The sequence below is a fragment of the Saccharibacillus kuerlensis DSM 22868 genome (genome assembly GCF_000378145.1).
Classification (GTDB): Bacteria; Bacillota; Bacilli; order Paenibacillales; family Paenibacillaceae; genus Saccharibacillus; species Saccharibacillus kuerlensis.
Genome location: NZ_KB899293.1, coordinates 1 through 12652, shown reverse-complemented (window position 1 = coordinate 12652; position 12652 = coordinate 1). Strand labels below are relative to the sequence as shown.

General features: G+C 54.0%; 10 protein-coding genes. 7 read left to right on the top strand and 3 right to left on the bottom strand.

Annotation, left to right across the window (positions count from 1 at the left end; genetic code table 11):
- The first annotated feature begins 29 nt into the window (after positions 1-29).
- Genes F456_RS0115475 through F456_RS0115460 form a run of 4 tightly spaced genes read left to right on the top strand, consistent with a single transcriptional unit; the run spans position 30 to position 3039 of the window.
- Entirely contained in the window at positions 30-749 is a 720-nt protein-coding gene (locus F456_RS0115475) for a hypothetical protein (RefSeq protein WP_018977959.1), read from the top strand.
- Entirely contained in the window at positions 746-1939 is a 1194-nt protein-coding gene (locus F456_RS0115470) for a glutathionylspermidine synthase family protein (RefSeq protein WP_018977958.1), read from the top strand. Before F456_RS0115475 ends, F456_RS0115470 begins: the two co-directional genes overlap by 4 nt.
- Complete coding sequence (locus tag F456_RS0115465) at positions 1940-2629, top strand: hypothetical protein (protein ID WP_018977957.1); 690 nt, start codon at positions 1940-1942, stop codon at positions 2627-2629.
- Positions 2629-3039, top strand: a complete 411-nt coding sequence (locus F456_RS0115460) for a DUF350 domain-containing protein (RefSeq protein ID WP_018977956.1) — start codon at positions 2629-2631, stop codon at positions 3037-3039. The genes F456_RS0115465 and F456_RS0115460 overlap by 1 nt, the downstream gene beginning before the upstream one ends.
- Positions 3040-3117: 78 nt before the next feature.
- Here the strand turns inward: F456_RS0115460 and F456_RS0115455 are convergent, their stop codons facing one another.
- A complete protein-coding gene (locus F456_RS0115455) occupies positions 3118-3630 on the bottom strand; it encodes a DUF4178 domain-containing protein (protein WP_018977955.1) in 513 nt (170 codons plus the stop codon).
- 178 nt (positions 3631-3808) lie between these two features.
- Between F456_RS0115455 and F456_RS0115450 the strand changes: the two genes are divergently transcribed.
- On the top strand, positions 3809-4831 hold the full coding sequence (locus F456_RS0115450) for a potassium channel family protein (RefSeq protein WP_018977954.1): 1023 nt from the start codon (positions 3809-3811) through the stop codon (positions 4829-4831).
- Between the two features lie 94 nt (positions 4832-4925).
- On the opposite strand, the gene F456_RS0115445 is transcribed toward F456_RS0115450, so the two are convergent.
- Both F456_RS0115445 and F456_RS0115440 read right to left on the bottom strand, forming a co-directional pair.
- Positions 4926-5966 (bottom strand): zinc-binding alcohol dehydrogenase family protein, encoded by a 1041-nt coding sequence (locus F456_RS0115445; RefSeq protein WP_018977953.1) that lies wholly within the window; start codon positions 5964-5966, stop codon positions 4926-4928.
- 226 nt (positions 5967-6192) lie between these two features.
- A complete protein-coding gene (locus tag F456_RS0115440) occupies positions 6193-8040 on the bottom strand; it encodes an ABC transporter substrate-binding protein (RefSeq protein ID WP_018977952.1) in 1848 nt (615 codons plus the stop codon).
- Between the two features lie 144 nt (positions 8041-8184).
- On the opposite strand from F456_RS0115440, the gene F456_RS22770 reads away from it, so the two are divergent.
- A complete protein-coding gene (locus F456_RS22770) occupies positions 8185-9687 on the top strand; it encodes a DUF4153 domain-containing protein (RefSeq protein WP_018977951.1) in 1503 nt (500 codons plus the stop codon).
- Positions 9688-9808: 121 nt separating this feature from the next.
- Complete coding sequence (locus tag F456_RS0115430; protein WP_018977950.1) at positions 9809-12463, top strand: cation-translocating P-type ATPase; 2655 nt, start codon at positions 9809-9811, stop codon at positions 12461-12463.
- The last annotated feature ends 189 nt before the right edge of the window (positions 12464-12652 follow it).

The window sequence follows — 12652 nt, the reverse complement described above, 5'->3', positions numbered from 1 at the left end:
ACGTTTGGTTTAGAGGGAGGGAATGAAAGGTGGATCACAAAAGCAACGAACACGAAGATCGGAAGTCGATCGAACCGGAGCGGACTTCCCGCAAAAAGACCGACAGTCGCGGCCAAGCGTCTGAACCGGTTACCCGTCGGCCGATCAAGGTACTTTCGACGTCGCTGGGTCTGGCACTGATCGCCAATACGGCGCTTGTGCCGGCAGGAGCGCTTGCTTCGAATACGTCTTCGGGCTCTACAGAGCCGAAATTGGTTGAATGGTCGTCCGATGAAGTCAAACAGTATTTCGACCCCGCGATCGATTGGAGTCTGCCGATTACGCAGGAGGATTTGCAGGAACAGGAACAGACGGCGCCTCCGTCCTCCGAGAATGGCGATGGAACAACGGTCGTCAACAATTATTATGGCGGTTACGGGTCGGGCTTTGGCTGGAGCGATCTGCTGCTGTATCATTTCTTGTTCAATAATGCCGGTGTTTATTCCTCGCGGGGGTGGTACAACAACCGGGGCGGCTATTATGCAGGCACCAATCGGCCGTATACGCCGCGTTCTTATAACAGCGGGAGCTTCCAGAATCGTCCGGTAGCCGGATCGTCCGTACGGCCGAAAACGTCGAACTCGACAGGCAAGATTACCCGGCGCTCCACATCGGCCGGATCAGGCAGCGTAGGCGGCAGATCGAGCGGCCTCAGCTCCTCGGGCTCGAACTCGTCGGGCTCGAAATCGGGAGGATTTTTCGGCGGATGAGCAGTCTATTCGAAATTGTTGGGGAGCCGTCACCGGATCGCGCCGCTCGCGTTGAGAAGCTGCGCGAACTGGGTTTTACCTGGGCGAATTACGAAGACGAGCGATACTGGATCGATCAGGCCGCCGCGATAGACAAGACCGTCTATACGGAGCTGGAAGAGGCATCACGCCGGCTGTGGGATGTGTTCGACAAGGCGGTCCGCTATGTGCATCGCCGCCGAGATCTCTACGAGCTGATCGGCATTCCGCCGGTACTGTGGAATATGCTCGATCAAGCCCCAATGGCAGATGGACCGGTCGTCAGCCGCTATGCGCGGTTTGACTTTGCCGTGACCAAGGACAGCGGAATCAAGCTGCTGGAGCTGAATGCGGACACGCCCACCGGTTATGTGGAAGCTTCGATCGCCACGCCTTGGATGTGCGAGCAATCCGGCATTCAAAATATGAACGGCGGAATGCCTGAACAGGTACGCTTAGCCTGGGAAGCAGAGAAGCCGGAAACTGCAGCTTGTATCGCATACGGCGAGCACCTGGAAGACTCCGGTACGATCGAAGCGCTGGTGAAGCACAGCGGCCGCGATATGCGGCTGGTCGACTGCCTGGATCTGTCAATCGACGACGGGTTGGTGAAGGATGCCGAAGGCAATCCGATCTCCCGAATGTTCGCTCTGTATCCGAAGGAATGGATGTCGGTAGACGACGGAGGAGAAGCATTGGCTTATGCGGTCGAGAGCGGGCAGCTCAAGCTTTTCAATCATCCACATGCCATTTTGCTGCAGTCCAAAGGCATGATGGCTGTGGTCTGGGGCCTGCACGAACTAGGTATGCTGTACAACGACGAAGAGCGCGAAGCGATTGGTCGGTACATGCTGCCTACATATAACAAACCGCTGTTCTCCGGCGATTACGTCTCCAAGTCGATGTTCGGCCGTGAAGGCGGTTCCGTACGCATGTACGGAGGCGGAGGCGAACTGGAACTTCAGGACGAAGAAGGTTACGATACGAGCGCTCTCTTTCCGGTCGTATATCAAAAAAGAGCGGATCTGCCGCGCGTGACGACAGCCGAAGGAGAGCTCCATCTGCTCACCGGCATGTTTGTTATCAACGGCGTTCCATGCGGCATGCTGGGCCGCGCCGGCGGATTGATTACCGGCAATGCCAGTCATTTTATTGCGTTGGGAGTGAGATGAATGCGGCGAGATATCAATGAGATGTCCGCAGTTCGAGGCGGCCAAGCGGAGAAACGCGGGGAACATGCGCCGCGAAGCGTACGAGCCAAACGGCTGCTGCCTGTTCTGCTGCTGCTCGTACTGGTATTGGGTGCCTGTTCAAACAACAATTCTGTGCTGAGCACGAATGCGGACGAAGGACCGGGAACAAATACCGTACCGTGGGATTACCGGATTCAGGAAGGCGAGGTCGGCGATCTGATCGGGAGCGACATGACCATTCTTCCGGACAACGAGCTGCTGCCGAACGACAACAATTACGCAACGGGGCAAAAAGTCTGGACCCTGCAGTACATGAACGCTCAGCTGACTACGGATGAAGAAGGTCGCAACGATGTCCGTTTATCCGCTTGGACAACGCTCAAGTCGTATCCGAACGAAGCTGCGGCGCTGGAAGACCTGGAGAGGCTGAAGGTATCAGTCAGGACAGATGTCGATGTGGTCGGCGTATACAAGACTGAATATCAAGGAGATGCTCGTCACTTTGTCGTGCTGGAACTGCCTTCGGGAAACCGGATGAAGCAGCCGATCAACGAGACGCGTTACGGTAAACTGAAAGAAGCTAAAACGGCTTCCGTCGTTTTGGAAGAAGTGCACGACTTTGAAGAATATGATTTGGCATATGCGAAATTTCGGGGGTGGGCGAACTAATGGACTTCGAGTTTGATTGGATTGTTTTGTACAACTTGGTGATCAGTCTGATTGCGATTATTGTACTGCAGGTAGTAGGTATGCTGATTTTCTTCATCAAAACGCCGTTCAACGATATGGACGAATTAAAAAAAGGCAATGTAGCGGTAGGGCTTGCGCTCGCCGGTAAATTTATCTCGACAGGTATCATTCTCGGCATTTCCGCTTACACCAACACGTCGATCTGGCATATGGCGCTGTGGTTTGTAGTCGGACAAGTCTGCCTCGTCATTGTGTATTGGGTGTTCGAGCTGCTTACGCCAAAGTTCAAAATTGCCGATCAGCTGCAAAAAGGCAATGTGGCCGTCGGCCTTATGCTGTGCGCAGTGTTTATCGGGACAGCGATCTCGATCAGCAGTTTGATTATTTAACAGTTCGACAAAAAGGCTGCTTCCGCTTTGGCGGGAGCAGCCTTGTCGGGCTGACCGAATGAGTGAATTTGAAGCTATTCAGGCACCTCCGCCGCGGATGACGCGAGCGTCGGCCGGCGGAATATCTTCGCCTTCGTACAGCATGAAACGCCCGTCCATCCATTCAATACGCAGCAGCTTCATATTGTCGGACTGATACTGCCAGACGGATTGATCGCCGCCCTGCATGAATGGGGTGCGTCCGGTTGTCGTGACATGCCCGTTGTATTGTTCTTCGAGATGGTAGACGGTACCGTCGAGCTCCATCGTCGTCGGAACTTCTTCGATCGAATTGAGACGCCCGTCGATCGGATGGTACAGCGCATACTTGTTCTCTTCGCGCTCTTCAATGACCAGATAAGACAAGTTGGCTCCATCACGCAAAGTCAGCACAACGCTGTTGCGGCGGCTGTTCCGGGTGCGTCCGACAACTTCATAGGTGACCAGCGATACTTCGCAGATGTCGCCGGGACCGATATCGAGGATGCCGGGTTCCCGTCTTGGGGCTTCCGGTTTGGCAAAAATGTTGCGAATGCGTTTGAACATGGACATGAATGTAACCTCCAACCTTAGGATAAGCGGGGCGTGCGTTTTGAGAGCGTCTGCGCCCACGCCGTTCGGATATGCAAGCTTATCTGTCAGTACGTAATTTGAAGGACCGCGTTTCGAAAAGCTTTTAAGCTTTATCGTAGACGATCTGCGGTGCAATTCCAAGCAAGGGGGAGCGGACGTGCATTTATTTATCCGGCTTTCAACAAAGCTGATGCATTTGAGTAAGACGACAATCGGAATTATTATTAGCGGCTTTGTGCTGTTCAGCGCCTCTGCAGCCTATTCGATCGAACCGGAAACTTTCGGAAATTGGTTCAATGCCTTCTATTGGGTGCTGACTACCATGGCGACGGTCGGATACGGCGATTATTTTATGGAGTCGGCCGAAGGCAAAATATTCACTATTTTTCTGTATATTTTCGGAATTGGCCTGCTCAGTCTGGTCATCGGCAAAGTTGTCGATTCCTTTGCGGAAATACAGCGTAAGAGAGGAGCCGGATTGTTGAACTTTCAGGGCAAGAATCATGTTGTCATTGTGAATTGGAGTAGAAAAGCCAAATCGGCCATCGAGGAAATTCTGTGTTACGATCCTCGGGCGCATATCGTGCTGATCGACGATTCGGTACGGCATCCGCTTGAGCATATGGAGCAGGTGCATTTTGTCAGCGGCGATCCCGCTGCGGACGATGTGCTGAACAAGGCAAGCATTGCGAACTGCCGGGCAGCAATCGTATTCGCGGACGAGCGGATCGAAGAATCGGCATTGGTCGATGGGAAGTCGCTGCTGGTCGTATCCAGTATTGAGCGGCTTGCGCCCGATGTGCATACGACGGTCGAGATCACACAGGAGCAGCATGTTCCAAACTTTCGGCATGCGCATGTTAACGAGTTTATTCTGTCGCATGACGCCATATCGAGACTGGCGGTTCGAGCCGCGCTGCAGGAAGGCAGCTCCGACGTCATCAGCCAGCTGCTCAGCCGGGGCAATGGAAGCGACCTGTATGAAGTGGCCGTAGACAGCTCGTGGAAGACGTATCGCGATGCTTTCGATGCACTGCTGATGCAGGGCGCGACGCTGATTGCCGACCGTGACGATCTCGCGATCAACCGCAAGCTGGACGCTCCGCTTCCGGCGGAAGCCAAGCTGTATGTGGTGGCCGATGCGGAGACGCACCGGAAGATTGCGGGAAAAAGGTCCTAACGAATGCATAATCAAAAGCTCCGGCCTGTTTTTTGGCCAGAGCTTTTTTTGTCTGAAATGATGCGGGGTTTTATTGGATTTGTCATAAGTGGTTTTACTCGTCGAAACCTTCCACAACCAGTTTTCCGATCATACTGCCGCTTTCGATCCGGCGATGAGCTTCCCGCATATTTGCCGCGTTGAATGGTGACAGGCGGTCGGTGAGCGTCGTGTATACCTGACCTTTTTCAACGAGTTCAGCTATATTGTCCAGCAGTTCATGCTGAGCGATCATGTCTTTCGTCTCGAACATGGAACGGGTGAACATGAATTCCCAAACGAACGTGCCGCTCTTATCTTTAAGCATGGTTAATTCGATGGGATGCTCGGTTTCAACGATGGAGCAGATTATCCCTTGAGGAGCCAGTGCTTCCACCATGTTGTCCCAATGCTTGTCGGTGCTGTTCAAGCACAGGATATATTCTGGCGCGTTCAGGCCAAGCTTTTTGATCTGTGGAACAAAGTCCTCGTAATGCGTAATGACATGATGCGCACCATGCTTCAATGCCCAATCGGCAGATTCTTTCCGTGAAGCCGTACCGACGACGGTAAGGCCTGCCAGATTGGCGAGCTGGGTAGCCATAGAGCCCACGCCACCGGCCGCTCCGATGATCAAAATGCTTTTGCCGGCGTTGTGGTCCGGATTCTTCGATACACCGAGGCGGTCATAAATCGCTTCCCAGGCCGTAATTGTCGTCAGCGGCAGCGCTGCGGCTTCGGCCCAGTCGAGGTTTTTCGGCTTGCGGCCGACAATCCGTTCGTCGACCAGTTGGAACTGTGCATTGCTGCCGGAGCGTTTGATGCTGCCAGCATAATAGACTTCGTCACCCGGTCGAAACAGCGTCACGTCTTCGCCAACCGCCTCTACGATTCCCGCGGCATCCCAACCGATTACACGCGGCTGTTCCTCCTTGCGGGCTTTCGGCGCGCGGATCTTTACATCGACAGGATTGAGCGACACAGCTTTGATGCGGACGAGCAGGTCGCGTCCCTGGGGCGAGGGTCTGTCTAGCTCCACGTCGATTAGGCTGTCCTGGTGCTCGATCGGCAGGTATTCTTTTAAAGCTACAGCTTTCATGGATACTGTGTTTGTCATGCTGCATTCCTCCCTTTAACTTATATTCGGATAAGTGAAGAACGGAATCCTCCTTGTAAATACGCATATTCGCGTAATATAGAAACATCGTGAGAACCAAAGCCATTCAATAAAGTTCACCGCATCGACTGACAATCTTTAAACACATACTGATCCTGCAGCTGTGGGAGGTCGAAACAGAACCATCCTGTTCTCAGAATTTGAGCGGTCTAATCTTTGTCTTTTGTCATTCATTTCTTGCTGGAAACCACACGGTCCGCAGATTGATCCAGCCCTGCGCCCCAAAGCTGACGCCGCGGACACTCGGCAGATAACCGGTCTGCAGCGGTGTCTCATACAGCACACACAGCTGGTGTCCGGCGATCAAGTAGGCTTCAATGCCGTCAAGTTCCACAGCCCGCTGTCGAGGTGTCGATTTGGCAGATGCGCGGCGCAGAGCATTCCGAATAAAGAGCCGCGTTTTCGAATCCGAATGTTCGGACAGGGTGAGATACAGATCAAACAGCCGCAGCTGTTCGTCACGATCGCGAATCAGCGAGAATAGAAGCAGGTCGGTCGCCAGCCGAGTCCGGCCTTTGAAGTCGTCTACCGTAACGATGATAACCCGGCAGGAATAGCCGTACCGCTCCAGCCGCTCTCGAATGAGAGCAGCATCTTGGCGATACTGCGGAATTGTGAGCAGCCGGAGCTGCGGACATGCCGCATGCTCCGCAGCTGGGGCAGCTTCCTGTTCCGTCAGTGCAGCCATAACGGCGGCTCGCAGCGCCGGATCGCGCAGCGGGCCGCTCTTCGTGTTGCATGTTACGAACTTACGGGAGAATACTTCCGCATGGGCTCGGCTCCAACCTTCGCCGTGACCTGCGTTTTCTCTCTTGCCGTCCCCCGAAGCGCCCTCTGCCTGAGCAAATTCGGCTGCCGTACGGTTCTGCTTAGGATTTCCGACTGTCGACCCGCTGCTGCGTTCCTCGCCGCTTTCTTCACTTCGCAAAGAGGCTCTCGCCGCCTCAGGAATCTCCGGCCCGCCCCCGGGCAGGATATGGAACGGCGAATCGCTTTCGCTCCCGCTCCACTCTCCGCCTTGTATCCTCCACGGTATATTGACGATCTCTACGCGATCAAGATGCGCCCTTCCCAAATAGTAAGGTGTGAAAGCCTCCAATACGCACAAGTCGCGTCCGAACTCGGATACCCGGAACGGTCCGGTGCCGATCGGGCGAAGACCGAACGCGGTCTCGTCTTGCCGCAGTGCGTTTTTCGGTAGGATTGCCGCCCGGCTTGTACAGAGAAAGGACAGAAACAGGGTATGTGCCTTTCTTAGGCGGATTTTTACGACGAGTGGTCCGGCTGCCGATACCGCTTCAATATTCCGGAACATGAAGCCGTACAGCACTCTTTCCGGCAGTCTGCGCATCCGCTCGAACGTATACGTCACATCTTCGGAAGTCAGTATTTTTCCGTCGTGAAATGACACTCCTTTGCGGAGATAAAAAGTCCACAGTCGTCCGTCTTCTCCGCACTCCCAGTGATGGGCAAGCGCCGGCAGAATATGATCCGAGCCGTGTTCCTGCCGAACTAATCCGTCGAAGACGTGTCCGGCGACGAACGATTCGGCAAGCAGGTTCATACGCAGCGGATCAAGCGAGTGCAGCTGCTGGCGAATCGGAAACCGCAGGGTGTCGATCTGCCTGCCGGTTGATGTCTCGGAATGGTGGCCGAAGTAAGCGCGCAGCGAATCCCTAAGCCTTTCTCTCATCGCCGGCGGCGGATCGCCGTCGCCAAGCTCACCCGCAATACCTCGAATGTCGCCTCGCCCGATCGCATCGGCAACGGATTCCGCTGCAATTTCTTGAGGCGTTACGCAAAAAGAGAGCCCCGACCGCTTGCCTCGCCCCCGATGGGAAGACCAGACGATCCAGCCGGCTTCTGCGATTTCTCTGATGACGGTTAGAGCGCTTCGATGCGTGCAGTCCAGCGTTTCCGCTATTTCCGCCAATGTTAACTGGGCGCCTTCAGCGCCAAAGCCTTCTTCTCCGTACCGCTCGTGCAGCAGCAGAAATTGTTTGTGCCGTTTCATTGCCATCCTCCCTATTCGATCCCTTTTATAAAATAAGAAAAAAGAGCTCAAAACCTTTCTATATATCTTCTTATTTTATCATCTAGAATGGAAAAAGAATACAGTGCGCCGGCGAAACCGGCCCAACGATGGAGGAGTATGGCAATGAACGAATTATTGATGGAAAAGAAAACGAAGCCGCTGCTGCCGATCTTAGCTGCGCTGGCGCTGGGCGGGCTGCACCAACTGCTATTCTTCGGCGTTATGCCGGGTGTGTCGGTTCCGATGTTTCTGCTGCTGTTCTACGCTTATTTTTGGACGTTTGGACGGGAAGCGGCACGTTCGGCGGATCGGCCGGGAATACTGCTGTTTGCTGCCGTCCTGTCTTTATCGCTAACGTATGCGTTGTTCGATAATCCAGTCTTTTTTACACTGAATTTGTTTGCACTGCCGATACTGATTGCTTGGCATCTTACTTACATGCTGGGGGATCGCAGGCGAAGTTGGTACGAACCGGCGCTTATTACCGATGCTTTTGGACATGTGCTGAAGCAGACGACCCTGCATATTCCGGATGCTTTTGCTGTCTGGCGGCGCAGCGCCATAGCGCAAGAAGGCGAAAAGGAAGAACAAGGCAAGACAGCGTTCAAACAAGTGCTGTACGGGCTGCTGCTCGCCGTACCGGTGCTGGCAGTTGTGCTTTTCCTGCTCTTTTCGGCGGATGGGGTACTGCGGACAATCGCAGGCGAAATCCCAAATCTGTTTGATAAATTAACGATCGGAAACGGGATGTGGAGAGTGCTGTGGGCTTTGGTGTCTGGGCTGTTCTTTTTCGCTTATCTGGCAGGGTTTCGCTTTCCGCGCCGTCAACCGCCGATACAAGGGCCACAAATGGCGGAATGGGAATGGGAGCCGGCGAAGCTTGGAGCACTTGTTATACTTACGCTGCTGATCGTGCTTAATCTGGTTTACGTGCTGTTCGTCGGGTTTCAATTTTCATATTTGTTCGGTGCCTGGCAGGGCGTGCTCCCGGAATCGGCTTCCTATGCAGAATATGCCCGCAGCGGATTCGGTGAGCTGATCGGTGTCACATTTATCAATTTCGCTATGCTGCTGATCGGTTTGTATGCGACTTCGCGCGGTAAAGGAATCATTCGCAGGATGCTGGACGGACTGCTTTATCTGCTTGTGTTCTGCTCGGTGGCAATGCTGGGTTCCGCTTTTTCCCGACTGCTGCTGTACGAGGAGATTTACGGCTATACGCGGCTGCGCTTTCTTGTGCATGCCTTCATGATCTTTCTCTTTCTGCTGCTGATTCTGTTTGCACTATGTGTTCGGTTTAGGAGCCTGCCGCTGGGACGCTGGATGGTTGTGCTTGGACTCTGCGCCTATCTGGCACTCAACTATGCATGCATGGATCGAGTCATTGCACGGCTTAACCTGGAACGGCATGAGAAGAACGAGGTTTCCGCAGATCTTGATTACTTGCTTAATTTGTCGTCTGATGCGGTACCTGTGCTCGTCGAATACGGGCAGTACGGAGATGGGGAGTTGAATCGTCTGTTGAAGGAAAAAGCACGGCTTGAAATTGGCGAAACGCTAACCTGGCAGTCGTGGAATCTGTCGGATCGGCATGCTCGGGATCTGCTTAAGAACCTAATGAATTAGAAGGTGTGCAAAAATAAGAATCCAGCTCCTCTCTTCTGGGTAAACATGAAGGGAGAGAGCGGTCGGCTCATCCATTTCGTTTTACATAAGTCGGCCGCTCCGAATGGTGAGGAGGGATTTTGTGGATTTTTACCGTATAAGTCGGGAAAAAACGCTGGAGGAATTGAAATCCCGCCCGGAAGGGTTGGACCCGGGAGAGGCAGGCAGGAGACTGGAGGAGCATGGCTACAATGAACTCAAGGAGAAGAAAAAAGACTCGATAGGGAAACTGATTCTCGAGTCTTTCAAAGATCCGATGGTCATTGTGCTGCTGGCTGCCGCAATCGTTCAGCTGGCTCTGGGCGAAGTCATCGAATCGGTCATCATCTTTGCGGTGCTGATTATGAATTCGATCATCGGCGTCGTACAGACCCGCAAAGCCGAAAATTCGCTTGATGCACTGAAACAGATGTCTGCGCCGTCGGCCAAGGTTAAGCGGGGCGGACATGTGCAGACGCTCGAGGCGAGGGAGGTTGTGCCCGGCGATATCGTACTGCTGGAAGCCGGCGATTATGTACCGGCTGACGGTCGGCTGCTGGAGAGCGGCTCGCTGAAGGCGGATGAAGGTATGCTGACCGGTGAATCAGAACCGGCGGAAAAGCATGTGGAGATCATCGACGAAGAGTCGGGAATCGGCGACCGCAAAAATATGGTCTTCAGCGGTGCGCTGATCGTATACGGCCGAGGAACGATGATTGTAACGGGGACAGGCGCGAATTCGGAGATCGGCAAGATTGCCGGGCTGCTGGAAAGTGCGGAAGCGAAACAGACGCCGCTGCAGCGCAAGCTGGAGAGCTTCAGCAAGAAGTTGGGTATTTTCATTCTAATTCTATGTGTCATCATCTTCAGCGTTGAGGCAGGGCGCGAATGGTTCTCTGCCGATACCGATGATATGACAGGCGCTATTCTGAATGCATTTATGTTTGCGGTTGCGGTTGCGGTTGCAGCTATTCCGGAGGCGCTGTCGTCGATCGTGACGATCGTGCTGGCGGTCGGAACGAACAAGATGGCCAAGCGCCATGCCATTATACGCCGTCTGCCAGCGGTCGAGACATTGGGATCGACCAGCGTAATCTGTACCGACAAGACCGGCACGCTCACCCAGAACAAGATGACGGTTGTCGACGATTACGTGCCGGAAGGACGCGAAGGGCAGGTTCCGGACGATCCTGCGGAATGGACGGAATCTGAACAGTGGCTGATGCGAATCGCCGTACTGTGCAACGATTCCCGTATTAACGAAGACGGGCAGGAGATCGGCGATCCGACGGAGACGGCGCTGCTCGCCTATAGTTCGAAAAAGAATCGCAGCCATGAAAATGTACGCGGGACGTACGAGCGCGAGGACGAGATTCCGTTTGACTCCGACCGCAAGCTCATGTCGACAGTGCACACGATCGACGGCCGCCGCCTGCTGCTTGTTAAAGGTGGTCCCGATGTACTGCTCAGCCGCTGCAGCGGCATCCTGATTGATAGGCGGGAAGAACCGTTTACGGATACGTGGCTGGAGCAGATTCGCGAACGAAATGAAGAATTCTCCAACCGGGCGCTGCGTGTTCTGGCATTCGGTTATAAGGAGATTGGAAGCGGCGCCTCCGTAAACGAAGACGACGAGAATGATCTGGTCTTCGTCGGTCTGACCGCGATGATCGATCCGCCGCGGGATGCAGTGTACGGAGCGATCGAAGAAGCGAGAAGCGCCGGTATTCGTCCGGTCATGATTACCGGTGACCATAAGACGACGGCACAGGCCATCGGCCGAGATATCGGACTGATGGAGGAAGGCGACGAGGCGCTGACCGGTCGGGAGCTGGATGCTCTGTCGGAAGAGGAGTTGGACAACCGGCTTGAGCGTATCGCCGTGTACGCCCGTGTCTCGCCGGAGAACAAGATCAGGATTGTGCGGGCTTGGCAGAAGAAAGGCCAGATTACGGCCATGACAGGCGATGGTGTCAATGATGCTCCTGCGCTCAAACAGGCCGATATCGGCGTAGCGATGGGCAGCGGAACAGACGTGGCTAAAAACTCTGCCGCTATGGTGCTGACCGACGACAACTTTGTTTCGATCGTCAGTGCGGTAGAAGTTGGTCGTACGGTATTCGACAATATTAAAAAGTCGATCGCTTATCTGTTCTCGGGCAACCTGGGCGCAATCATTGCAATTCTGTTTGCACTAATTTTTGATTGGATCAATCCGTTTACGGCCCTTCAGCTGCTGTTTATCAACCTGCTGAACGATTCGCTGCCGGCAATCGCGCTCGGCATGGAAAAAGCTGAGCCGGACGTGATGCGCCGCAAGCCGCGGGATATCAACGAAGGGATCTTCGCCGGAGGTACACTGCAGACTGTCATCACGCGCGGGGTACTCATCGGCGCAGCAGTTATCGTCTCGCAGTATATCGGACTTCAAGAATCGCCGGAGATCAGTGTGGCCATGGCGTTCACAACGCTCATCCTGGCCCGCACGCTGCAGACGTTTGCAGCCCGGTCGCAGGTTCAGACCGCATTCGGTGCCGGATTCTTCTCCAATAAATATGTATTGGGCGCAGTATTGTTCTGCTTTGTGCTGTATGCGGTGACGCTGCTGCCGGGGGTACGAGGAATCTTCTCGATCCCTGACGAGTTCGGCGTAAACCAGTGGCTGATTGCAGCCGGTCTGGCGCTGGCTTCCGTAATCTTAATGGAAATCATCAAAGTCATCCGTGTACGTATGCTGCGCGGCAAGGAGCAGGTCTGAAATCTGTCTAAGCACAAGGAAGAAGGAGGCCCTATTGGAGGGCCTCCTCAACGTGTCGAGAAAGTCTTTTTTTGTGAGAATCCAATGAGCGGAAGAGGAAATTCAGTGAAGGAGCGCCAGCGTTCGCCTTTGAAATCGAGAAAATTCCAATAAAATTTAATCCCTTTTCTCGATTTCAACACGCGACCG

What these genes read in the sequence shown, in the direction of transcription:
- F456_RS0115445 (WP_018977953.1), bottom strand. Translation starts at nt 5,966, where the DNA reads ATGACAAACACAGTATCCATGAAAGCTGTAGCTTTAAAAGAATACCTG.
- F456_RS0115455 (WP_018977955.1), bottom strand. Translation starts at nt 3,630, where the DNA reads ATGTCCATGTTCAAACGCATTCGCAACATTTTTGCCAAACCGGAAGCC.
- F456_RS0115440 (WP_018977952.1), bottom strand. Translation starts at nt 8,040, where the DNA reads ATGAAACGGCACAAACAATTTCTGCTGCTGCACGAGCGGTACGGAGAA.
- F456_RS0115460 (WP_018977956.1), top strand. Translation starts at nt 2,629, where the DNA reads ATGGACTTCGAGTTTGATTGGATTGTTTTGTACAACTTGGTGATCAGT.
- F456_RS22770 (WP_018977951.1), top strand. Translation starts at nt 8,185, where the DNA reads ATGAACGAATTATTGATGGAAAAGAAAACGAAGCCGCTGCTGCCGATC.
- F456_RS0115465 (WP_018977957.1), top strand. Translation starts at nt 1,940, where the DNA reads ATGCGGCGAGATATCAATGAGATGTCCGCAGTTCGAGGCGGCCAAGCG.
- F456_RS0115470 (WP_018977958.1), top strand. Translation starts at nt 746, where the DNA reads ATGAGCAGTCTATTCGAAATTGTTGGGGAGCCGTCACCGGATCGCGCC.